Here is a 21340-nt window from a genome sequence, read left to right on the forward strand (position 1 = left end):
AAAAAATCGCTTCGGCGCTTTGCTTTCCAGAGACAGGCTGTTATGATGCGCGCCGTTGGAGAGATGCCAGAGTGGCCGAATGGGACGGATTCGAAATCCGTTGTACCTTCACCGGTACCTAGGGTTCGAATCCCTATCTCTCCGCCATTATTGAATACGACTAAGCCCCTGAAATGGTTGAACATTTCAGGGGCTTTTTCGTTGTTGGGGTTTGGTTTAGGGCAATTCTCAAGGCTCGCCCAGCAGCCTTCCATCACTCATAAGGATTTGGTGATGCGATACCCGCTACCGCGCCTTGTTGCGCGGCTCTCCCACCGCTGCCTACTCAAGCAATGTGGTGGCCTCCGTAGAAGGCACAGCAGGCGTTATTCGGTACGCCGAAGCGCGCACGTACCTGCAGCTTTTGGATAGGGGTGAAAAAACCATGAACTCCCCCCGAAAGCGAATATCACTTCGAGCTGAAAGATGCTTACTTTGTTCGAGTCCGTGTTGATGCTGCCAAACGCGCACCGATTCTCTTTCGAATGTCTTGCCAAAACTGGGGGGCGGGGGGGGCCGTGGTACGCCGGGCTCGAGGGATCTACTCGTGGGAGCCGGTCCCGATCACATGGCACGCGAGGTGGAAGCCGCATTGGCCTGGTTGCAACATCAAGGTGAGTAGGGCCAGCGGTTAGCCAAATTGGCGAGCTTGCGCTATCTACCGGAACGGGAGCTGTCCGTTGCTGAGCAGATGCGGCAGCTGGGACTGGAGCCATCGGCGGATAGGACTTATCGCAACTGGGTCCAGCGACTGCATGATCGAATGATTGCTGAGTTATCGAGACGCTCTGAGAGACGCGGTACTTGACCATCTGTCAGGACAGTTTGCGCCGATAGTGCGTCAAAGTTTTATCACTGTGTCGTTGCGGAAAAACACTTGAAACGCCTACTTTGTAGATTTTCTGTTAGAGAGTAAAAAGATCTCAGGTTGGTTGCTGCATCCCCGCATAGGACGGATCCCCATCGCTATCGAGTTATAAAGGTTGGACGAGTGATGTCATATTTTGTTGAGGTTGACCAAATAAGAGAGCGCCTTTAGATCCTTCGGGATCTCAGTCGCTGTAAATAGTTTTGCAGGTTCAAAGCTAATGAAACCCAATGCTTCTTTGATGACCTGACTTTTGTCTCCTGCTAGTAAAGCACTGGCCAACGAAAAAGTGCTTTCGATGTTAAGGCTGATGTTGAAGCTGGAAGCAACTCTTCGTAGTAGGCCTTTCGTAGCTGAGGCATTGACGTTGGTTATGGATTTTTTGAGGTTTGCTATTGCTGTCACTAAACCTCTCTCGGTGTCTGGCTGAGAAAGAATCAGTTGGTAGATGTCGTCTAGATGATTTCGAAATTCTAATAGTTCATCTTCTCTCTTGTCTTTGTAGTTTAATATGTCGTCGAAAGATGATTCTGGGCTTGGAATCGGTAGGCATTCATAAATTTTTATTTCGATCCCTGGGTTCTTCGTAAGCTGGTTCTCGCTCGGAGAGAGCTTGTGATTCGCCAGGCTCCACTGCCCAGGTTGGACACTATGGCGTATCTTCAGGGCATTTTCGATTAGGTTTAGTTTTGTGTGCTTTGGCTGAAATGTAGAGCCCTCGTCGTGCAGCGTGTGCTCTAAGATCCCAGCGCTCTCGAGAAATTTATCGTCAGGTGTTGATTCAAAACCTATTCTGGTAGTTTTTGGGATGTCAATTTTGTCAAAGTAAAGTAAGTATTTTTTAAAGGTGTCAGGGTGAATGGTTCCTAAGTAGCTAATATTTTTATGTGCGTCGAGATCTAGTGAGGGTGCTATAACTATCCCTCTCATGTTGTTTTCAATAGTCATGTTGTGTGTACTTTATAAGTTGGGTCTGATTTTAAGTTAAGTTATCAGGGGTTGCTGATTGAGTCTAGTGAAGGCTTTTAAAAGTTCTAATTGATAACGTTTCGCACGCATCAAATTTCCCCGGCGATGAGCGAGAGTAAACCCAGGCTCTATAGCTACCACTGGCAAAATACTCGACTCGGCTGGCTCCGGGATCATCCACTTTGTGCTGAATGCTCTCGTCGCGGTCGCACCGGCGCCGCAGTGATCGTGGACCCTTTGATCCCCACCACGGCGACGTACATCTCTTCTGTGGCCGCGACGGCTTCTCCAACGACCCGATCATGGCGGGTGTCTGACTGCAAAATTTTTTTATGATTTCAGTTTGGCGTTTCTGAGTGTGGGGGAGTATCAGGACACGGCAAACAGATGAAACGCACTTGTGTGAGTCCCACCGTGGGACTAGGATCATTCTATGAGAATCATCGCGATCAGCCAGCTCAAGACTTTTTGGCAGAAATATCCGGATTCAGAGCAATCCCTCCTTGCCTGGATTGACGAGGTCAAGAAAGCGAACTGGCAGACGCCCGCAGACATCAAAGGCCAATTTCGCCATGCGAGCGTTCTCAAGAGCCGCCGGGTCGTGTTCAACATCAAGGGCAATGACTACCGGCTAGTGGTCGCTGTGGCCTACCGCTACAGCGCTCTCTATATCAAATTTGTCGGCACACATAAGCAGTACGACGCCGTTGACGCAGATACTGTTGAAATGGAGTAACCCATGAACATTCGCCCCATTCGTACCGAACAGGATTACCAAGAAGCGCTGAAGGCTGTCTCGCCGCTGTTCGATAATGAGCCAGAGCCAGGGACTCCTGAAGGGGATTACCTAGAGGTAATGATTACGCTGATCGAAGCTTATGAAGCGAAACACTTCCCGGTTGACCTGCCCAACCCGGTGGATGCCATACGTTTCAGGATGGAGCAGTCCGGTTTGTCAGCGACAGACCTTGTGCCTGCCATCGGGCGCAAGAATCGGGTTTATGAGGTTCTGAACGGGAAGCGAGCTCTTACGCTGCCGATGATTTGGAAACTGCATGAGATGTTTGGGATTCCGGCGGAGAGTTTGATTAAGCCGGTAAAAGCTCTGTAGTACTGAGCTAGTTTGATTTGCTGAAAAATCCGGGCTTCTGATAAGAGTGCCGGATTTTTTTTGCCTGCCGTTCATGGCTGACCGACATCGGTGGCCGCAAGGGCTTCTTCAACAACCCGATCATGGCGGGCGTCTGGCCGTGAAACGCTGGAAACCCGGACGGCTGCGCGCCGCCTTGCAGCAGTGGCTCGGCGTGCCCATCGGCTTGGCTGAAAGGGCCTTCTGGCAAGAGTGGTTCAGCACCTCCAGCATGGCAAAGCCGTGTCGGTCGATTCCGCCATGCGGCGGGACAGCATCTTCGGAGCTTCGCTGTCAGCGGAAGAGGCCGCAGCGAAGGTCTTCGCCAAACGTCCTATGAGCCTGCTCGTAGTCTAGAAAAGGCTTCGGGGTGTGATCAATCCAGCGAGGCGACTCTAACGGTGTAATGTAAGAGTCGCAAAGCTATTCAGCTGGATGGGTTATTTTTTGAAAATTTGTTTTTTGGGCGGATGAATTTTTTCGTGGAGTTTTTTTGCAACATCTGATCTGGATATTCGCACCAATATACAGAACACGGAGAAAATCGAAATTGCGACGATTGCCAGAAGAAGCCCTCGTTGCCCCTTGAGCCCATTGTTTACATGCTCACGGTATTTGTCCTCGCCAAAGAGCGAGCAGATGATGTTGATGTTTTTTTCTGAGAACTCGTGATTGATAAATTTTTTAAGTGAATCCGGTGACTGGCACTCTTTCTCTGTTAGCGTTGGGTTGGATTTGAAAAAGCTGAATTTAGCATCGCCCTCGGATAGGTAAAATGACGGAGCTTCCGGAGCGTCTTTCAATGAAACCATCAGGTATTTTGCGTTCGTAAGTGGTACTGAAATGCTGATAATTACGAAGAAAAAGAAGAGTAGCGCAAAAAACGCACATTGAGCTTTTTTCGAAAACAGGGCCTCTTTAAATTTTAGGCTGTCAAAGTTTTTCCAGTCTATATATTTTCTTGCTCGTGCAACATCTCTATGGCAGAAGCCATTTTTCTTGATCCATTCTTCGGCGAGTTTGGTGTCAGCCAAGTTCTGTGCGGGTATGTTGAACTCGAATCGGTAGTATTCAACTTCCCTGAGGTTTTTTCGTACTTGTTCGTAGTCTTCGGTTTCAAATTTTGTGGAGCCGCCGAAAAAGCGCCACATTAAGTCGCGTAGGAATATCAGTGAGCCTGAACGTGAATAAATGTACAAAGCTAACAAGCAGATGGCGATACCGCTACCTAAGCTTGCCAGTGTTGCGTAGTTTTCAAATGTCCAGTTTACGATGTTGTCGTTGAAGTTTTGCTGTGACACAGAGTCATCCTTGATTTAGTTCTGATGGAAGGTTTAATTGGCTTTTTAGCCATTAAGCAATAGGCATTTTTAACTCGTCCTTAAGTTTTTTGTGTCTGCGGCGATAGAGGTTTATACCCTACAGGGAGGATAACCCATGTCCGACACCACTCGCGACCAGTTCAAACAGGTTTCCTCCGAGCTGGAGTGTGCCTCCGGCGCCTTCAGCAAACAGGCCGAGGAGACCATGAGCGAAGCGCGCAAGGCTGGCGGTTCATCCGAGCAAACCAAGGCCACCGTGCCTGAGGAATCCGTTGCCTGGATCTCTGGGCTACATTGACCAGAAAATGCAAGGATGCTTCCAGATTTAGCCACTTCGTACCGGGTTGGATATTAGAGAAACCTTGCGAAGGTCTGCACTTCAGTCAGCGCTCGACATTGAGTTTTTGACATGCCACGAACCATTCAATTGTCTTTGAGCCAATTATCTATGTGCGAATGATGCATGGGCTGCGAAAAGTAATAACCTTGGACAAAAAAACAACCCAGGCTAATCAAGGATTCCAATTCCTCGCGAGTTTCCACGCCCTCGGCTATACATTCCAGTTGCATGTCACTGCTCAAAGCAACTAGAGACTTTACAATTTTGTAGCTGGTGGGGTTTTCGTCAATGCCAGTAATAAAGGTTCGATCTATTTTTATTTTAGTGAGCGCCAGCGAAAGTAGTTGGCTAAGGCTGGAGTATCCAGTGCCGAAATCGTCAAGGGCCACTCCGCAACCTAGCCGACAGAACCTGTCAATAGTATGTTGCACTTTAACGACATCCTGCATGATCGCTGTTTCGGTTATTTCCAGGTCCAGTCGCCTGGCGTCGAAATGGCTGGCCTTGATGATTTCGATTATTTGTCCGGCGATTTCGTCTGAAGCACAGTCGTGCGCGGACAAGTTAAAAGAAAGGCAAATGTGGCGGGGCCAGTCAGAGGCAATCAGCAATGCCTTGCCGAGCAGGTGAGTGGTCAGGCGATTTATCAGGCCGATCCGCTCGGCAATCGGAATGAACTGGCCGGGAGGCACGTCACCTAGCTCTGGGCTGTTCCAGCGTGCCAATGCCTCGAACGCTACGGTGCGCCAGCTGCGCAAATCAATCACCGGCTGAAAAACCAGGCTGAATTCGTGCTCGATATCGACCTGGCGTAACGCCTGTTCGATCATGCCTTGTCGTGTCAGTTGTTGAAGGTGGGAAGGTGTGAGCATGAACGTTTACCCCCCAGTTACCCAACCATAGGCAATAGGAGCGGTGTTTTTTGACCTGTAACGACAAATAAATGCTGGGTGCTTCTCAAGCGCGGGTACCTGCAGGCACCAAAAATCAATCGCATTTTCCGGCAGGCATAATTTTCGGCGTCCATGGGAAAATTCCTTAGCAATTCAACATCGTTCAGATAGTCAAAAAATGACTATACTGAAATTGGCTAGAAAATAATAGCAATCTAGCCTTTTTATGATCTTCCTGGGGAGGTGAATAGGTGTAAGCATTTGATTTTAAGTGATATTTCAGATGAAGCAAAGTGCCACTATACGTATAGGCAAGCGAATCAAGCACTTACGACTAGACAATAAATGGACACAGGCCGCCCTTGCCGAAGCACTGGGGTGTGAGTCGATGACAGTGAGTCGTTACGAGAGGGGCGAATACGCCCCTAGCATCGAGATGTTGGAGCGAATCGCTGACGTCCTGGGCGTGGGACTGGATGCTTTTTTCACGAGCCGGGATCACGCTGAACCAACCGCCGCGAACCTTCGCCACTGCCTATGCGACATTGCCTATCAAGCAGATGAAACGTCGCTGAAAGAAATTATTGGCGCCGCAAAAAGGATCCTGAAGAATCGAGAGCCATAGCAGTGCTCGGTTCAATTCACCTAATAGGTGGCGCAAAACACTGAGTAGAGTCAGGCGCGGTTTATTATTTTTTGAAGGTGGTTGTTTAAGCTTTATTAAGTATAGGAACGTATAATGTTATTTCTGTTCCCGCTGCTAGATGAGTGCATCAGAGATGTGTTCGTTGGTATTGATGAACTTTTTTAAAGTTTGGCCTGGCCGGTGTGACAGGTGTCATTAATTGGCGAAGCAAAAACAATGTTTTCAACGAGCTGAACTTTAGTTGACGAGGAAAGAGTCTACAAAGTTCGCCGAAGTCCAGGATGAACAAGCCAAGGCCCTATTGAGTTCGCCTGAGAGAACCGTCTGATAAATCGCTGAATACATTCGACTACCGCGCCAGACGAGCCAGCAGACTGTCGATAAACACTGTTTCTGCGCGACTCATCTTCTGCTCCCGATGCCACAACACATGGATATCCACATCCGCAATCCCCTCGTCCGGCGGTAATCGCCAGAGCAGTCCGTTCTGCACATCCTCCGCCACCACATGAATCGGCAGGCAGCCCAGGCCAAACCCGGCGATGACCAGGCGGCGCACTTCTTCCAGGCTGGATGACGACGCCACGATCCGCCCGCTGAACCCCTGCTGATCGCGGAATATGGTCAACGGCGAGAGCATCCCGCCGATCTGGTCGCTGGTAAAACTGACGAAGTTTTCCGACTGCAAGTCCCCTTCGGCCAAGCCGCTGCGGCCGAACAGTGGGTGGTGTTTGCCGCAGAAAAAACCATAGCGCTGGTGCAGGAACAGATGTTGTTCCAGGCGCGGCTGTGGCCGGCGGTTGAGGCTCAGGCCCAGGGTGGCGGTTTTTTCCAGCAGGGCGGCGACGATGTCGGAGCTGCGCATTACCTCGACCTCCAGGTCGACCCGCGGGTGTTCGCGGTGAAAGTCGGCCAGGAACTCATCGAAGGTGTTGGAGTTGATGCGGCTGATCATCAGCAGGCGCACTTTGCCGATCACTTCATCGCCGGGTTTTTGCAGGGCGTTGCTCATCTGCGAGACCTGGCCGTACATCTCGCCAGCGATGGCGAAGATCTGTTCGCCGGCCTCGGTCAGTACGAAGCGCGGGCCACGGCGGGCGATGAGTTGGCAGTCGAGTTGTTCTTCCAGGCGTTTGAGGGCCTGGCTGATGGCCGGCTGAGTCAGGTGCAGGCGTGCGGCGGCGCGGCTGATGCTCAGTTCCTGGCCAATGACGCGGAAGGTGCGCAGCAGGTTCCAGTCCAGGCGGTCGTTGAGCAGCGGGTGAATATCGCGACGGGTTTCGGGCATGGCGCGGCTCAATAATAAGCAGTATTTATAATTGGAATAATAAATAGAAAATTGACTAATCATAGCCCCGCGACGATAAATCACCCTCAACAAGCGCCATCAGAGCGCATGCGTTCGACCTTTCTCCTGCCAAAAAAATAACCAAAGGAGCCCGCCCCATGAAGCCTTCCGCTTCGCCCCAGCCTCGCCGTGCTGCGGCCGCCGCTTTCATCGGCACCATGATCGAGTGGTACGACTTTTATATCTACGCCACCGCCGCCGCGTTGGTGTTCGGTCAGCTGTTTTTCCCTTCCGAAGATAAATTGTTCAGCACCATGGCCGCGTTCGGCACCTTTGCCGTAGGCTTTTTCGCGCGGCCGTTGGGCGGCATTGTGTTCGGGCATATCGGCGATCGCATCGGCCGCAAGAAGTCGCTGGTGATCACTCTGGTCATGATGGGCGTGGTCACGGTGTGCATCGGGTTGTTGCCGAGCTACGCGCAGATCGGCGTCGCGGCGCCGGTCCTGCTGGTGCTATTGCGCATCGTGCAGGGCATCGCCGTGGGTGGCGAGTGGGGCGGGGCGGTGTTGATGGCCGGCGAGCACGCGCCAAAGGGCCGCCGCAATTTCTTTGCCTCCTTTGCTCAGTTGGGCAGCCCGGCGGGCTTGATTCTGTCGCTGCTGGCGTTCAGCGCGGTGACCCGTTTGCCCGAAGAAGACCTGCTCAGTTGGGGCTGGCGTCTGCCGTTCCTGGCCAGCGCCTTGCTGTTGATCGTTGGCCTGGCGATTCGCCTGGGGGTGAACGAGTCGCCTGAGTTCCTCGAAGACAAAGCCTTGGCCGAAAAGGCACGGGCGCTCAAGCCGGACCAGGCCCCGGTGATCGAGGTGCTGAAAACCGCCTGGCGCCCGCTGCTGCTGTGCATCGGTGCCAACACCCTGGGCATCGCCGGCGTGTATTTCACCAACACTTTTATGATTGCCTACAGCACTCAGCAACTGGGCCTACCGCGCTCGTTGATTTTGGAGTGCCTGTTCGTCGTCGCCATCATCCAGTTCTGCGTACAGCCCCTGGCGGCCTGGGTCGCGGAGAAGGTCGGCGCCACGCGTTTCCTCTGCGCGATGACGGTGCTGGCGATGGCGTCGCCTTACCCGATGTTCGTGTTGGTCAGCAGCGGTGAGGCGCCGTTGATCATCCTCGGCATCGCCCTGGCGGTGGTGTGCATGGCTTCGTTTTATGCGGTGATCGCGGGCTTTGTCAGCGGCCTGTTTGAAACCCGCGTGCGCTACACCGCGATTTCCCTGGCCTATCAGGTGTGCGGTGCGCTGGCCGGTGGCCTGACGCCGTTGATCGGCACCTGGCTGGCCCACGAATACCAAGGCCAATGGTGGCCGATGGCAGTGTTTTACAGCCTGATCGCGGCGGTCTCGCTGGTGAGCGTATTGGCCTTGTCGCGCCGCCACGCCACCGCCCACCGCCTGGAAATGGCCCCTGGTGTTTAATGGAGCGGGTGCAATGTTGAAGATTAAGGGTGAGCGTTTATGGGCCAGCCTGATGGCCATGGCCGAAGTCGGTGCGACCGCGCGCGGCGGCAGTTGCCGCCTGGCGTTGAGCGCTGAAGACCACGCCGGTCGCGAGCTGTTCAGCCACTGGTGCAAGGCCGCCGGGCTGAGCCTGAGCATGGACGCCATCGGCAACCTGTTCGCCCGGCGTGCCGGTACGGATAAGGACGCCGCGCCGGTGATGATCGGCAGTCACCTCGACACCCAGCCGGAAGGCGGCCGCTTCGACGGTGTCTACGGCGTGCTGGCCGGCCTGGAGGTGATGCGCAGCCTCGACGACCATGGCATCCAGACCCGCAAGCCGCTGGAAATCGCGGTATGGACGAACGAGGAGGGCGCCCGTTTCACCCCCGCCATGCTCGGCTCCGCCGTGTTCACCGGTACCTTGGCGCTGGACCAAGCCCTGGCCACCACCGATGCCGACGGCATCAGCGTGGCCGACGCCTTGCGCACGCTCGGCTGCCACGGCAAGCGTGCTCTGGGCGGGGCGGTGGATGCGTATTTCGAAGCCCATATCGAGCAAGGCCCGATCCTTGAGGACCACGCCAAGAGCATCGGCGTGGTCAGCGGCGGCCAGGCGATTCGCTGGCTCGATGTGCGGGTCGAAGGGCTGGCCGCGCATGCTGGCACCACACCGATGCCGCTGCGCAAGGACGCGCTGTATGGCGCCGCGAAAATGATCCAGGCCCTGGAATGCCTCGCCATGGATTTCGCCCCCCAGGGCCTCACCACCGTCGGCGAGTTGAGCATTGCCAAGTCTTCGCGCAACACCATTCCCGGTTTGCTGACCTTCACCGTCGACCTGCGCCATCACCGCGACGCCGACATTGAGGCGATGGAGCAGCAGGTCAGGGCGCGCTTGCAGGCCATCGCGCAGAAGCGCGGCCTGAGCGTCACCATCAGCCCTCACTGGATCAGCCCAGCGACGCCGTTCGATGCCGAATGCGTGGCCTGCGTGCAAGCGGCGGTGGACGCCTTGGGTTACAGCCAGCAGCCCATCGTCAGCGGCGCCGGCCACGATGCCATCCACCTCGCACGCTATTGCCCGACGGCGATGATCTTCATCCCCTGCGTCGGCGGCCTCAGCCACAACGAAGCCGAAGACGTACTGCCCGAGGATGTGCGCCAGGGCGCCGATGTTTTACTCAACGCCGTGTTGAAACGTGCCGGCCAAGCCAACTGACCGCCTCATTCAGGACGACTGAAGACGACCTGCCGGGCCGCAGGCAAGCCAGCGCCCACCGGCGGCGTGTTCACTCAGGAGATTCCCATGCAAACATTCTTCCACCCCGAACAACTCCTGCATCATCCGCGCAGCTACTACTCCCGTGGCCAGATGCGAACGCCGCAGGAAGTCCCCGAGCGTGCCCGCAACCTGCTGCGGGCCGCGCAAACCCTGGGGTTTGAGATTGTGTCACCCGAGGACCACGGCCTTGAGCCGCTGCTGGCGGTACACGGTGCGCCCTACCTGACCTTCCTTCAGGAGGCTTACCCGCGCTGGAAGGAAATCCCTGAAGAGTGGGGCGACGAAGTCATGTCCAACATCTTCGTGCGTGAACCCAACGCCCTGCGCGGCATCCTCGCCCAAGCCGCACGCTACCTGGCGGATGGCAGTTGCCCGGTCGGCGAACGGACCTGGCGCTCGGCCTATTGGTCGGCCCAAAGCGCCGTCGCTGCCGCCAAGGCCGTCCTCGATGGCGCGCCCGCCGCCTACGCGCTGTGTCGCCCCCCCGGTCATCACGCGCGCTTCGATGCGGCGGGCGGCTTCTGCTACATCAACAATGCCGCGGTGGCGGCGCAGGTGTTGCTCGAAGGCTTCCAGCGCGTCGCGGTGCTGGATACCGATATGCATCACGGCCAAGGCATTCAGGAGATTTTCTACGACCGCGACGACGTGCTCTACGTGTCGATCCACGGCGACCCGACCAACTTCTACCCGGCTGTCGCCGGTTTTGCCGACGAGCGCGGCAACGCGGCCGGCGAAGGTTTCAACCTCAACCTGCCGATGCCCCACGGTGCCAGCGAGGCGGTGTTCTTTGAACAGCTCGAACTGGCCCTCAAGGCGCTGAAGGACTTTTCTGCGGATGTGCTGGTGCTCTCCCTGGGCTTCGATATCTACGAACTGGACCCGCAAAGCAAAGTCGCGGTGACGCGGGACGGGTTTGCGCGCTTGGGTGAGCACATCCGCGGCCTGGGGTTGCCCTGTGTGATCGTGCAGGAGGGCGGGTATCACCTGGAGACGTTGGACAGCAATGCGCAGGCGTTCTTCAGCGGCCCGCAGGCTTGGGCGAAGTAACCGAGTATCGGTTTTGTGGAGGTGTGATATCTTTGTGCCATCATATGTCGTGACGATCACGGAGGATGGTATGAAGAAGCTGTTATTGGTCGGGGTTTTGGTGGTGTTGGCGTGTAGCCCGTTTTTTGCCGCGGCGTGTCCGAAGGGGACACATCCGGTCGGGGGCACGGGGTCGCACCACAAAGGTGGGACTTGTCAGTAGTTGATGGCTCGACAAGGCGTGTGAAGTCGCGGTTCGAGCGTCAACCCCGTGCGGGTGCGCTTGAGGGCAGTTAACCGATGCCCGCAGCGAAAAGCCTGCTGAACCGAGCGTTCTGCAGGCTTTTTCGTTTCAGATGGAGAGATCAGGTTCTTTCCCGTGCAGGGATTTTTCCGCATACGCAAATCTCCCTGTAATCCTGCATGACTGATCGCAGGCGCACGCGGGGAAATGGATGACGTCTCTAAAGTCCTGATCCTGGCTGCCGAAATGCTCTTGTATGACATCTGATCACTAATAAAAGAGCCTCGAAAAATGTCCTTACGTAGCCTGTCCATCGCCCGTCGCGCGGGCCTGGGTTTTGCCCTGATTGCTTTGCTGGTGGCCGTACTCGGTTTTTTTGCGCTCTCGAACATGGCCAGCATTCGTGAAAGTGCGGTCCAGGTCGAGCGTGGGCTGGTGCCTAAAATGCGTCTGGTCTCGGATATCCGCGAGATCATGTTGCGCATTCGGACCATCTCTTTGCGCATGGCGCTGGACCCGAACCCGGCAAGCATCCCGCAATACCGCAGCCAGATGGACACGCGCAGCCAGGACCTGAGCAAAAAGCTGGCCGACCTCGACGCCGTGATCGACAGCCCCGAAGTGCGCGCGTTGTATGAGCAGTTCCAGGTCTCGCTGCGCCAGTACCAGCAAGGGCTGACCCGCTCGTTTGCGCTGGCCGACCAGCAACAGGGGGCTGAGCTCAATAAGTTGCTGTTGGTGGATATGAAAACCGTGGTCGATGGCTCCGGCGCCCAGCTCAACGCATTGGCCGACTATTACAACGCGCAGATCAACCAACAAGGGCTGGCGGCCGAGGCGCAGTATGGCCGTTCGCGCACGATGGTCTTCGGCTTTGTGCTCCTGGCCGCCTTGAGTACCGTGGCGCTGGCCTGGCTGCTGACACGCAGCATCGTCGGCCCGCTGAGCCATGCGGTGCGGGCCGCGGAAAACGTTGCCCGTGGCGACCTGACCGAAACGGTGGCGGTGACCGGCGACGACGAAGTGACCCGCTTGCTCGTGGCGCTGCAGAGTATGCAAGCCAGCCTGCGCGGCACCTTGCAGCTGATTCGCCAGTCGGCCGGGCAGTTGGCGTCGTCGGCTACCGACCTGAACGGCATCACCGATCAAAGCAGCCGCAGCCTGCAAAAGCAGACCGCGGAAATCGAGCTGGCCGCCACTGCCGTCAATGAGATGACTTCCGCAGCTGACGAGGTGGCGCGCAACGCGGTGTCCACCTCCGAGTCCACGCGGGTGTCCAATGAAACGGCGCGCGAAGGCCAGCATCGCGTGGGCGAAACGGTCAGCGCGATTCAAGCCCTGAGCAGCAACATCGGCGAGACCTCGACCCTGGTGCAACACCTCGCCGAGCAATCGCGGGATATCGGCAAGGTACTCGACGTGATTCGCTCCATCGCCGAGCAGACCAACCTGCTGGCCCTCAATGCCGCCATCGAAGCGGCGCGGGCCGGGGAGTCCGGACGCGGTTTTGCGGTCGTGGCCGACGAAGTGCGCGCCCTGGCGCACCGCACCCAGCAATCGACCCTGGAAATCGACCAGATGGTCAGCGCCATGCGCGCGGGTTCCGACCACGCACTGACCTCGATGCAGTCGAGCACCGCACGCGCCACCGACACCCTGGCGTTGGCGGAAGGCGCCGGCGGCGCCTTGAGCCAGATCACCGATTCCATCGACCAGATTCACCAGCGCAACCTGGTCATCGCCAGCGCCGCCGAGGAGCAGGCCCAGGTCGCCAAGGAAGTCGATCGCAACATCGTCAACATTCGCGACTTGTCGGCGCAATCGTCTTCCGGCGCCGGGCAGATCAACGGCGCGAGCCGGGAACTGGCGCAACTGGCGGTCGCACTGAACGAGGCGGTGGCACGCTTTCAGCTGTAGTGAAGTGCGCCGCGAGTGGCGGCGCGCAGGATGGCGCTAATTCAGCGTCGGTTCTTCCACGATCCTGATATTGACCGCTTGCCACTCGCCCCCCGGCCCCCGTTCCAATTCGTAGGTGACGGTTTGCCCTTCGCGCAGCACCTGACCACCCTGGGCGGCGGCGCTGGCTTTTTTCACGCCGCGTAGCGACAAGACGCGCTTGCCGCACGGTTAACGATCGTCCGGGGTTTATATCGTCCGAATGGGATACACATAGACGGGAGGAAGTGCTGCGACTTTTCCGTCGCTGTCTTTCGGTCCTATACCATCGAAGAAGATGCTTACGATGAGCCTGACATGCGCCGCCAACAGCTCGTCCGACGGGCGGAAATTCGAGACCAGGGTATCAAACTGGGTACCCGGTGCTGTCAGTCGGATCAGCAGTGCGGCATATCGTTCGGGGTCTTCGACACGATAACCGCGAGTAGTGGCCACCTCGACGATGAGAGACGCCAAGATCCGGATCACGTCCGGCATTCCTGACTGAACCTGCTCAAAAATGGCCTGCAACTCGCTGCGTCTATCAAGCTCGGCAATGAGAACACGGAAATAAGCTGTCAACTGAGGGGCCGATGCAGCCTTGACCACCTCGATCAGCGCAATGATGAGCTGCTCTTGCGGATCGGCTACCGATCGGTTTTCGACCACGCAGCCCAGGTCGATCGCGAAGTCTGAAGCGGCCTCTGCCATGACGGCGTGGAATAACTTCAGCTTATCCGAGAAGTGTGCATACACCGTTGTCTTTGAAACGCCTGCCTTGGCTGCGACGGCGTCCATGGACGTTCGCTCGTACCCGTTTGCCAACAGAAGATCGACGGCAGCGGCCATGATCAACTCTCGTTTTGATCTGGAAGTCTGGATTCGTGGGTGAGGCATTCTTCAGGTCCTACATCAATGTCGCATTGGGAAGGCGCTCACAGAGGGCGCCGACCGTCACCGGCCTTATAGCTTATAAGCAGGGGCGAATCAAAAGCTTAGTCCCATAAGCTCCTTTCACGGAAACGCGATCTCCTTACCTTCGGCAAAAAAGCAATTGACAGGCTGTACTGTACGGTACAGTCTATATTCAGTCGAAGTTCTTGATCAAAAAAATAAGAGGAGCTCAAGATGTCCAGTAACTTGTCACCGATGCCTGGCGTGCCGCTTGTGTCCAGTGGTCTGAAGGGAGGGCCACGAAAGTGAGTGGATTCAAGATCGTCAACGCCATCGCCGAGATCAGTGATCCCGCTATCTATATGAACTGGCTTGATAACGACGAGTACAAGGCTGCTGTCGCGGCCGACCCGTCGCCAGAGCGCACAGCGATCAAGCGGTTGCTCATTGAGTTCGAGGCCGACCTTTCCCGAATAGTCCGTGACAATGTGGTGCAAGAACGGGTCGTCGAGGTGATGACCAAGTACATTGCCGATGACTACATCCAGCACGACCCGAACGCGTTCGGCCATGGCCGCGACAAGCTTATCGAGCAATTCCGGCTCGTGCCCATAGCCGGTTCGACACCGCCCCCTGTGGTGAGTGTCATTCTCGACGGAGAGGTCGGCTGCATCATGATGCGCGAACTCGCACCCGATCCAGTTGTGCCTGGCGCAACCTACGAGTGGAATATCCTCACCGTCTTTCGGGTCCACAACGGCAAGATCGCCGAGCATTGGAGCACCTTCCGCAAAGTGGTGCCCGGCCAGAACCCGATGGGAAATTGAAAATGGGGTCTATGGACGAGCCCTCGCCGATGCTTGCACTCGTTCTACCGCCAGGACCCCGTCCCTGACCCAGCCTGACTCTCAACCACAATAACAAAGTAGAGTACAACTGATGACCTTGGACATTACACCACCCGTAGGAGGTCCCCCTTCGGGATTGCCGCCGCTTGGAGGGCCTTTGGCCCGCCAGACGAAGTTTTCAGAGTCGCCCTACCTAAGCGAGGTCGGGCGTCGGATGCGCGATGAAATCCTCGAGTTGCTGCCGCTGTTGCGCAAGCACGCAGCCGAAGGCGAGCAACTTGGAGCGCTGGCGCCGGCCACCCTTGAGGCTGTCCATCGCGTAGGTGCCTTTAAGATTACGATCCCGATCGAACTTGGAGGGTCCGCACTGGGTGCGCGCGACTCGGCGGAGATCGTGAAAGCGCTCGGTCAGGGCGATGCCTCAGCTGGTTGGCTTGTGATTGTCTCGAGCGCCGCCAGGAACGCGCTGGGCTTCGATCCGAAGGCTCGCGATGAAGTTTTCGCCTGCATCTCCGACTGGGTCGGGCCAATCATGTTTGGCGCCACTGTCTTCGCGCCAAAGGTCGGCGACGGCCGTAAGGTCGACGGCGGCTACATGGTGAAGGGGAAATGGTCCTTCGGCAGCGGTAGCAAACACGCAGCCTGGGGTGCCGTCGGATTCGAATACGACGATGCGGCAAGCGGAGAACGCCGCCGCGCGATGGGGATACTCTCGCACGACCAGTATACGATCGTCGATGATTGGCACGTCATGGGTCTGCAGGCGACGAACTCGAACAGCGTCCGAGCGGACCAGGAAGTCTTCGTGCCGGACTACCGCATCGTCCACACTAACGACCTGCCGCGACTGACGGAAGCGCTGCGCGGAAAGTACTCCGGAATGGCCTTCAAGCACAGCATGATTGGCAGCATGGTCGCCACTACGTGTTCCTTCGCTGCGCTGGCGGTCGGTATCGCAGAGGGTGCCCTGGACTCGTTCCTCGAGCAGGCGGCGAAGCGGCCACCTTTCAACCTCCCGTACAAGACGATGTCGGAAATGGCGTCAATCCAAGTCGTTGCTGGCAAGGCCCGTGCCGTCATCAACGGGGCCAACGCGGTGCTCTGGCGTCATGCCGACGAGATCGACCGGCGAGCGGTCGCACAGGAGGAATTCTTCCCGTGGAATGAGCCCGAGATCACGATGGACCTGGTCCACCAAATCCATGAGTGCCTGCGCGTTGTCGACGGCTTGTTGCTTGCGCTTGGCTCGTCGGCTGTCGTCCTCAGTAATCCGATCCAGCGCGCCGTGCGCGATATCCATGTGCTGGCGACGCATGGTGCGTTCCGCATCGATCCAATGGCTGAAATCAATGGACGAGACCTGTTCGGTTTTGAGCCTTTCCCGATGATGGCTGCCCTCAGTTCTCCTCTTCCGAGCGCCGGCTCGCCACAGGCTCCGCCGTCAGCCGGGATGCCACCTCGGATGCCGCCCGAAGGGATGCCTCCTCGTACTTAGATTCGTCGCGATAGTGCTCAAACGCAGTCACCAATAAAAATAACTGAAGCGCGGCCTCATTGACGCCCGCGTGCACTGAGTTCAAGGAGTTCAGATGTCTCAAGCGAATCTATCTGTAACGACGGGATCTCCCGCAACGCCGTACCCAGATGGAGTAATACCGACGCGCGATGGGGCTCAACCGAAGGTCAGTTGGAGGCAGTACTTCGCCGACTTCATGAAGTCGTCCGGCCGAGCCAAGGGCGCACTCATCGGCAGTCTCATCCTCGTGGCCATGGGCCCGGCCGGTCTTTCGGCACTCACCCCGTTCGTGGTGCCAGCCTTTGCAATGAAGACGGGCACGCCACCGCCGGAAGCGATTCTTCTCTTCGTTACCCTGCCACTGTTCATCGGCCCGCTCGTCCTGCCTATCGCCGGACGTTGGGTCGATCGGCTAGGCGCTCAGCGCATTGCCTTCCCTGCGCTGATCCTGTATGCGATCACTACGGCGATCATCCCCCTCAGCGCGGGTACGACCTGGCTGATGGGGGCGCTCCTCGTTCTCGCGTCGACCTTCGGATTCGGTGCAAGCTTGGGCATAGCCTTCAAGGTGATCTCGGGGTGGTTCCCCGAGCACCGCGGAATCGGTTTTGGCCTCGTCGGGGTAGCGTCCAGTCTCTTCAGCGCCGTCTTCTCCCCACTGTTCCAGTGGCTCGTGAACGGTAACGCGCCAGCATTGCCACCGATGATGCCGGGCATGAGTAGCGGCGCGCCACCGGGCGAACTTTCCAGAGGGGCGATTTCCGCCGTCGACCCAGCCGTGTTCGCGGGATTTGGCTGGGACGGCACCTACTATATGATCGCGATCGCGATCGCCGTCATCGGTATCCCAGCTGTCCTATGGCTCATCTGCGAACCGAAGGTGAGCATGACAGCGGTCATGCCGACTACCGTGGATGCCAGTCTGCCCGGCGTGCCGTTCAAGAAAGCGGTTGCGACTCGTGCATGGATTTCCATCACGCTGTTTCTCGCATTAGCTGCCGCAGGACCGATTGCGCTACGCCTTAACGCGGTGGACTTTTACGGCGAGGCAGGCATCGATCCGGCAACTGTCTCTCTCGCGTTGTCCGTACTCTTCAGCACGTCGGTCCTCGGACTGCTCGCCGCCGGGACTGTCCTCGACCGAGCGAGCCGTCCATGGGTCGCGGCAGTGCTCCTTGCCGCAGTACCGATTGGTCTGGCGCTCGCGCTCGTCAATAGCGGTTCTGTTGTGCTCCTCTATATCTCCATGTCACTGCTCGGCTTCGCAACCGGCGCAGAGTCGACTCTTGCTCCTACATTGATCGCCAGGTACTTCGGACTGAAGTCCTTCGGCGCATTGCAGGGGCTGACCCTTGCGATCACCTCACCGGCTTTGGCGCTGTCCCCCTTCATTGTCAGTGTGATCAAGACAAGTTCCGGCAGCTACACCGTTCCTCTCCTGATGCTTATCGCAGCCGGTGTGATCGCGGTCATTCTCGCGGCTATGCTCCCGAAGTTTCCCAAGCCATGGGTGCTCCAACCGACCCAGGAGGAGAAGGTGCCTGGTCGGATGACAACGGTCTCATAACCGCCACGGTCGGCTGGAGGGATCCAGCCGCCTGCTGCGTCGGCAGACCAGCGTGCTTTTTTGCGCGGTGCTGTTGAGGCCCGTTCGGCATTGAGGCTTTTACGCGTCGACGGCCTAGGGGTTAGGGCCGAGCGGATAGAGGTAGGCGGAGGGCAGTGCTGCGACTTTTCCGTCGCTGTCTTTCGGTCCTATACCATCGAAGAAGATGCTTACGATGAGCCTGACATGCGCCGCCAACAGCTCGTCCGACGGGCGGAAATTCGAGACCAGGGTATCAAACTGGGTACCCGGTGCTGTCAGTCGGATCAGCAGTGCGGCATATCGTTCGGGGTCTTCGACACGATAACCGCGAGTAGTGGCCACCTCGACGATGAGAGACGCCAAGATCCGGATCACGTCCGGCATTCCTGACTGAACCTGCTCAAAAATGGCCTGCAACTCGCTGCGTCTATCAAGCTCGGCAATGAGAACACGGAAATAAGCTGTCAACTGAGGGGCCGATGCAGCCTTGACCACCTCGATCAGCGCAATGATGAGCTGCTCTTGCGGATCGGCTACCGATCGGTTTTCGACCACGCAGCCCAGGTCGATCGCGAAGTCTGAAGCGGCCTCTGCCATGACGGCGTGGAATAACTTCAGCTTATCCGAGAAGTGTGCATACACCGTTGTCTTTGAAACGCCTGCCTTGGCTGCGACGGCGTCCATGGACGTTCGCTCGTACCCGTTTGCCAACAGAAGATCGACGGCAGCGGCCATGATCAACTCTCGTTTTGATCTGGAAGTCTGGATTCGTGGGTGAGGCATTCTTCAGGTCCTACATCAATGTCGCATTGGGAAGGCGCTCACAGAGGGCGCCGACCGTCACCGGCCTTATAGCTTATAAGCAGGGGCGAATCAAAAGCTTAGTCCCATGGCCTCCTTTCACGTAAACGCAATCTTCTTGCCGTCGACAAAAAGCAATTGACACGACTGTACTGTACGGTACAGTCTAGTTCTGGCCGAAGTTCTTGGCTAAAAAATAAGAGGAGCTCACAGATGTCTAGTAACTTTTCGCCTATTCCCGGTATGCCACCTATTCCCGGTGGGCCAAATATTTCCGGGATGCCACCACCCGGAATGCCTCCAATGCCCGTAGGTATGCCGCCGCCGCCCCCAGCAGGGCCCGTCGAGTCGCAATGGTTGACCGATTTGGGCCGCGAGATCCGGGATAAGGCCAGAGCACTTATTCCGCTTATTCGGGAACAGGCGCGCCAAGGCGAGGAGATTGGTGCGCTGACGCCGGATGTTCTCAATGCGCTCGAAGCTATCGGCGTATACAAGATGGCTATGCCCACCGAATGGGGCGGCTACGCGTTGGGAACGCGGGATCTGGTCGACATCATTGCCACGCTGGGCGAAGCAGACGGCTCAGCCGGATGGGCTGGCTTCGTCGCGGTAGGGGTGAAAAACCTGCTGGCGCTCGATGCTGAGGTTGTCAAAGAAGTTCTTGAAGATACGCGAGACTGGGTTGGTCCGACCGTCGTTGGCGCATCGGTTTTCGCAACAAAAGTCGGCGATGGTCGCAAGGTAGACGGCGGCTGGATGGTGAAAGGCCGCTGGGCTTTCGGCAGCGGATGCAAGCATGCCAAATGGGCGATGTTGGGGATCACTTACGATCCGAAGACCGCAGGCGGTACCGGGCGTGGGGTTGTCGTCGTCGATCGTTCGAAGTATGAAATCCTCGACGACTGGCATGTCATGGGGTTGGCGGGCAGCGCCAGCAATAGCCTGGCCATCGCCGAAGAAGTATTTGTGCCCGATCATCGATTCCTCGACCTGGCCGAATACCCTGTGCGCTTTCAGCATCTGCACACCCGTTACCAGGGCACCGCTTATCAGCAACGCGGGCTCGCGATGCTTACGACTGTTTCCTTGTGCGATATGTCGATTGCGCTCGGCATGGCCCGCGGCGCACTGAACTGCTTTGTGGAGCAGGCCAAGAAACGCCAACCTTTTACACTTCCCTATCCGACAATCGCAGACATGGCGTCGGCGCAAGTCGCTGCCGGCAAAGCGCTCGCCATGATCAACGTCTCTGCGGCTGTGATCGAGGGTTATGCCGATCAGGTTGATGCCAGGACAGCTGCAGGCCTCGACTTTACGCCTGATGAAGACTCGGAAATCAGTCTGAACCTCGCTTACGTCGCCAGCCTTTGCGAGGACGCTATCAACCTGCTGCAAAAGACAATCGGCTCATCGACTGTGTCGCTGAGCAACCCAATTCAGCGTTTTGTCCGCGACGTTCGCGTCTTGAGTTCGCATGGCGCCGTCCGACTGGACCCGCAAGCCGAGGTCAATGGGCGGCGGCTTTTGGGGCTCAAGCCGTTCCCCATGTTCGCCGGCGCGGTGCCAGAGCGTTCCAATACTGAAGAAAAGGGGCTGTAAGTACATGACTGATTTCACAATCATTGACGGCATCGCACAGATCCACGACCCGAAGCTCTATGAGACCTGGCTGGACAGGGAGGATTACCTGGCGGCAGTGTCGGCGTCACCATACCCGGAAGTCGCCGCAATCAAGCGCCTGTTAATTGATTTTCAGGTCGCTCTTGCCAAGATGGTTCGTGCCAAGGCTGTCGAGGACAATGTCGTCTCGGTTATGACGCAGTTCGTCAGCGATGACTATATCCAACATGATCCGAATGCGCTCGGTAACGGCCGGGACAATCTGATTGAGTATTTCCGAAAAGCCCCCTTGGATAGAGGCACGGCCCCACCGGTGGTGAATGTGACCGTCGAAGGGGAACTGGGGTACGTGATGTTCAGGCATCCGATGCCGGACCCCCTTGTGCCAGGGCAAACCTACGACTGGTACATCCTCACCGTCTTCCGGGTACGAGGTGGAAAGCTCGTTGAGCATTGGAGCGCCTTCCAAAAAATGATGGCGCCCATCCTTCCGAAACCGTCGGCCTAAGCGAAGTTGGCGCCCTAACGCGACATTTGCGGTCAGGCCTGGCGATAGTCTGCATGTCCCTGTTTGAACATCTGAG

At 57.0% G+C, this 21340-nt stretch carries 19 protein-coding genes, 1 tRNA gene and 2 pseudogenes; 15 read left to right on the forward strand and 7 right to left on the reverse strand.

Annotation, left to right across the window (positions count from 1 at the left end):
• Positions 1-57: 57 nt before the first annotated feature.
• Positions 58-147, forward strand: a tRNA-Ser gene (locus LQ249_RS08585).
• Positions 148-1036: 889 nt separating this feature from the next.
• On the opposite strand, the gene LQ249_RS08590 is transcribed toward LQ249_RS08585, so the two are convergent.
• Positions 1037-1855 (reverse strand): DUF6236 family protein, encoded by an 819-nt coding sequence (locus tag LQ249_RS08590; protein WP_232566358.1) that lies wholly within the window; start codon positions 1853-1855, stop codon positions 1037-1039.
• A 454-nt stretch (positions 1856-2309) separates the two neighbouring features.
• On the opposite strand from LQ249_RS08590, the gene LQ249_RS08595 reads away from it, so the two are divergent.
• Together LQ249_RS08595 and LQ249_RS08600 are read left to right on the forward strand one after the other, a co-directional pair.
• Positions 2310-2612, forward strand: a complete 303-nt coding sequence (locus LQ249_RS08595) for a type II toxin-antitoxin system HigB family toxin (protein ID WP_046384363.1) — start codon at positions 2310-2312, stop codon at positions 2610-2612.
• 3 nt (positions 2613-2615) lie between these two features.
• Positions 2616-2987, forward strand: a complete 372-nt coding sequence (locus LQ249_RS08600) for a helix-turn-helix domain-containing protein (protein WP_232566359.1) — start codon at positions 2616-2618, stop codon at positions 2985-2987.
• 458 nt (positions 2988-3445) lie between these two features.
• Here LQ249_RS08600 and LQ249_RS08605 read toward each other — a convergent pair whose 3' ends face one another.
• Positions 3446-4306, reverse strand: coding sequence for a DUF6216 family protein (locus LQ249_RS08605; RefSeq protein WP_232566360.1), 861 nt, complete (start codon positions 4304-4306; stop codon positions 3446-3448).
• A gap of 136 nt (positions 4307-4442) precedes the next feature.
• Between LQ249_RS08605 and LQ249_RS08610 the strand changes: the two genes are divergently transcribed.
• Entirely contained in the window at positions 4443-4625 is a 183-nt protein-coding gene (locus LQ249_RS08610) for a hypothetical protein (RefSeq protein ID WP_177031583.1), read from the forward strand.
• 125 nt (positions 4626-4750) lie between these two features.
• On the opposite strand, the pseudogene LQ249_RS08615 reads toward LQ249_RS08610, so the two are convergent.
• A pseudogene (locus LQ249_RS08615) lies at positions 4751-5545 on the reverse strand (EAL domain-containing protein); the annotation flags it as partial.
• A 298-nt stretch (positions 5546-5843) separates the two neighbouring features.
• On the opposite strand from LQ249_RS08615, the gene LQ249_RS31700 reads away from it, so the two are divergent.
• Positions 5844-6185, forward strand: coding sequence for a helix-turn-helix domain-containing protein (locus LQ249_RS31700; protein WP_057004978.1), 342 nt, complete (start codon positions 5844-5846; stop codon positions 6183-6185).
• A gap of 370 nt (positions 6186-6555) precedes the next feature.
• Here the strand turns inward: LQ249_RS31700 and LQ249_RS08620 are convergent, their stop codons facing one another.
• A complete protein-coding gene (locus LQ249_RS08620) occupies positions 6556-7494 on the reverse strand; it encodes a LysR family transcriptional regulator (protein ID WP_057004979.1) in 939 nt (312 codons plus the stop codon).
• Positions 7495-7652: 158 nt separating this feature from the next.
• On the opposite strand from LQ249_RS08620, the gene LQ249_RS08625 reads away from it, so the two are divergent.
• The 5 genes and pseudogenes from LQ249_RS08625 to LQ249_RS31710 all read left to right on the forward strand — a co-directional run bounded on the left by LQ249_RS08625 (position 7653) and on the right by LQ249_RS31710 (position 13468).
• Positions 7653-8972: an MFS transporter gene (locus LQ249_RS08625; protein ID WP_046384359.1), complete on the forward strand. Its 1320-nt coding sequence runs from the start codon at positions 7653-7655 to the stop codon at positions 8970-8972.
• 13 nt (positions 8973-8985) lie between these two features.
• Positions 8986-10215 (forward strand): Zn-dependent hydrolase, encoded by a 1230-nt coding sequence (locus LQ249_RS08630; protein ID WP_232566361.1) that lies wholly within the window; start codon positions 8986-8988, stop codon positions 10213-10215.
• 87 nt (positions 10216-10302) lie between these two features.
• Positions 10303-11328 (forward strand): histone deacetylase family protein, encoded by a 1026-nt coding sequence (locus LQ249_RS08635; protein ID WP_232566362.1) that lies wholly within the window; start codon positions 10303-10305, stop codon positions 11326-11328.
• A 514-nt stretch (positions 11329-11842) separates the two neighbouring features.
• Positions 11843-12610: pseudogene (locus LQ249_RS31705) on the forward strand (MCP four helix bundle domain-containing protein); the annotation flags it as partial.
• The gene (locus LQ249_RS31710) at positions 12605-13468 is read left to right on the forward strand and encodes a methyl-accepting chemotaxis protein (RefSeq protein WP_370737569.1); all 864 of its coding nucleotides are present in this window, start codon (positions 12605-12607) and stop codon (positions 13466-13468) included. The pseudogene LQ249_RS31705 and the gene LQ249_RS31710, both read left to right, overlap by 6 nt.
• Before the next feature lie 36 nt (positions 13469-13504).
• Here the strand turns inward: LQ249_RS31710 and LQ249_RS08645 are convergent, their stop codons facing one another.
• Together LQ249_RS08645 and LQ249_RS08650 are read right to left on the reverse strand one after the other, a co-directional pair.
• Positions 13505-13660: a cold-shock protein gene (locus LQ249_RS08645; RefSeq protein WP_232566363.1), complete on the reverse strand. Its 156-nt coding sequence runs from the start codon at positions 13658-13660 to the stop codon at positions 13505-13507.
• A 36-nt stretch (positions 13661-13696) separates the two neighbouring features.
• Positions 13697-14335, reverse strand: a complete 639-nt coding sequence (locus LQ249_RS08650) for a TetR/AcrR family transcriptional regulator (protein WP_232566364.1) — start codon at positions 14333-14335, stop codon at positions 13697-13699.
• Between the two features lie 350 nt (positions 14336-14685).
• Between LQ249_RS08650 and LQ249_RS08655 the strand changes: the two genes are divergently transcribed.
• The 3 genes from LQ249_RS08655 (at position 14686) to LQ249_RS08665 (ending at position 18311) form a co-directional block, all read left to right on the forward strand.
• Positions 14686-15207, forward strand: a complete 522-nt coding sequence (locus tag LQ249_RS08655) for a nuclear transport factor 2 family protein (RefSeq protein ID WP_232566365.1) — start codon at positions 14686-14688, stop codon at positions 15205-15207.
• Between the two features lie 235 nt (positions 15208-15442).
• A complete protein-coding gene (locus LQ249_RS08660) occupies positions 15443-16723 on the forward strand; it encodes an oxidoreductase (protein WP_232566366.1) in 1281 nt (426 codons plus the stop codon).
• A 217-nt stretch (positions 16724-16940) separates the two neighbouring features.
• A complete protein-coding gene (locus LQ249_RS08665; RefSeq protein WP_232566367.1) occupies positions 16941-18311 on the forward strand; it encodes an MFS transporter in 1371 nt (456 codons plus the stop codon).
• 114 nt (positions 18312-18425) lie between these two features.
• On the opposite strand, the gene LQ249_RS08670 is transcribed toward LQ249_RS08665, so the two are convergent.
• Positions 18426-19067: a TetR/AcrR family transcriptional regulator gene (locus LQ249_RS08670; protein WP_232566368.1), complete on the reverse strand. Its 642-nt coding sequence runs from the start codon at positions 19065-19067 to the stop codon at positions 18426-18428.
• Positions 19068-19436: 369 nt separating this feature from the next.
• Between LQ249_RS08670 and LQ249_RS08675 the strand changes: the two genes are divergently transcribed.
• Both LQ249_RS08675 and LQ249_RS08680 read left to right on the forward strand, forming a co-directional pair.
• A complete protein-coding gene (locus LQ249_RS08675; protein ID WP_232566369.1) occupies positions 19437-20735 on the forward strand; it encodes an oxidoreductase in 1299 nt (432 codons plus the stop codon).
• A 4-nt stretch (positions 20736-20739) separates the two neighbouring features.
• On the forward strand, positions 20740-21264 hold the full coding sequence (locus tag LQ249_RS08680) for a nuclear transport factor 2 family protein (protein ID WP_232566370.1): 525 nt from the start codon (positions 20740-20742) through the stop codon (positions 21262-21264).
• The last annotated feature ends 76 nt before the right edge of the window (positions 21265-21340 follow it).

Origin of the sequence: Pseudomonas sp. 7-41 (assembly GCF_021233075.1) — a bacterium.
GTDB lineage: Bacteria > Pseudomonadota > Gammaproteobacteria > Pseudomonadales > Pseudomonadaceae > Aquipseudomonas > Aquipseudomonas veronii.

Excerpts from the sequence above, each read along its gene's own strand:
- LQ249_RS08620 (WP_057004979.1), bottom strand. The coding sequence starts at position 7,494 with ATGCCCGAAACCCGTCGCGATATTCACCCGCTGCTCAACGACCGCCTG.
- LQ249_RS08600 (WP_232566359.1), top strand. The coding sequence starts at position 2,616 with ATGAACATTCGCCCCATTCGTACCGAACAGGATTACCAAGAAGCGCTG.
- LQ249_RS08630 (WP_232566361.1), top strand. The coding sequence starts at position 8,986 with ATGTTGAAGATTAAGGGTGAGCGTTTATGGGCCAGCCTGATGGCCATG.
- LQ249_RS08650 (WP_232566364.1), bottom strand. The coding sequence starts at position 14,335 with ATGGCCGCTGCCGTCGATCTTCTGTTGGCAAACGGGTACGAGCGAACG.
- LQ249_RS08595 (WP_046384363.1), top strand. The coding sequence starts at position 2,310 with ATGAGAATCATCGCGATCAGCCAGCTCAAGACTTTTTGGCAGAAATAT.
- LQ249_RS08625 (WP_046384359.1), top strand. The coding sequence starts at position 7,653 with ATGAAGCCTTCCGCTTCGCCCCAGCCTCGCCGTGCTGCGGCCGCCGCT.
- LQ249_RS08635 (WP_232566362.1), top strand. The coding sequence starts at position 10,303 with ATGCAAACATTCTTCCACCCCGAACAACTCCTGCATCATCCGCGCAGC.
- LQ249_RS08665 (WP_232566367.1), top strand. The coding sequence starts at position 16,941 with ATGAAGTCGTCCGGCCGAGCCAAGGGCGCACTCATCGGCAGTCTCATC.
- LQ249_RS08675 (WP_232566369.1), top strand. The coding sequence starts at position 19,437 with ATGCCCGTAGGTATGCCGCCGCCGCCCCCAGCAGGGCCCGTCGAGTCG.
- LQ249_RS08680 (WP_232566370.1), top strand. The coding sequence starts at position 20,740 with ATGACTGATTTCACAATCATTGACGGCATCGCACAGATCCACGACCCG.
- LQ249_RS31700 (WP_057004978.1), top strand. The coding sequence starts at position 5,844 with ATGAAGCAAAGTGCCACTATACGTATAGGCAAGCGAATCAAGCACTTA.
- LQ249_RS08670 (WP_232566368.1), bottom strand. The coding sequence starts at position 19,067 with ATGGCCGCTGCCGTCGATCTTCTGTTGGCAAACGGGTACGAGCGAACG.
- LQ249_RS31710 (WP_370737569.1), top strand. The coding sequence starts at position 12,605 with ATGCAAGCCAGCCTGCGCGGCACCTTGCAGCTGATTCGCCAGTCGGCC.
- LQ249_RS08590 (WP_232566358.1), bottom strand. The coding sequence starts at position 1,855 with ATGACTATTGAAAACAACATGAGAGGGATAGTTATAGCACCCTCACTA.
- LQ249_RS08610 (WP_177031583.1), top strand. The coding sequence starts at position 4,443 with ATGTCCGACACCACTCGCGACCAGTTCAAACAGGTTTCCTCCGAGCTG.
- LQ249_RS08660 (WP_232566366.1), top strand. The coding sequence starts at position 15,443 with ATGCGCGATGAAATCCTCGAGTTGCTGCCGCTGTTGCGCAAGCACGCA.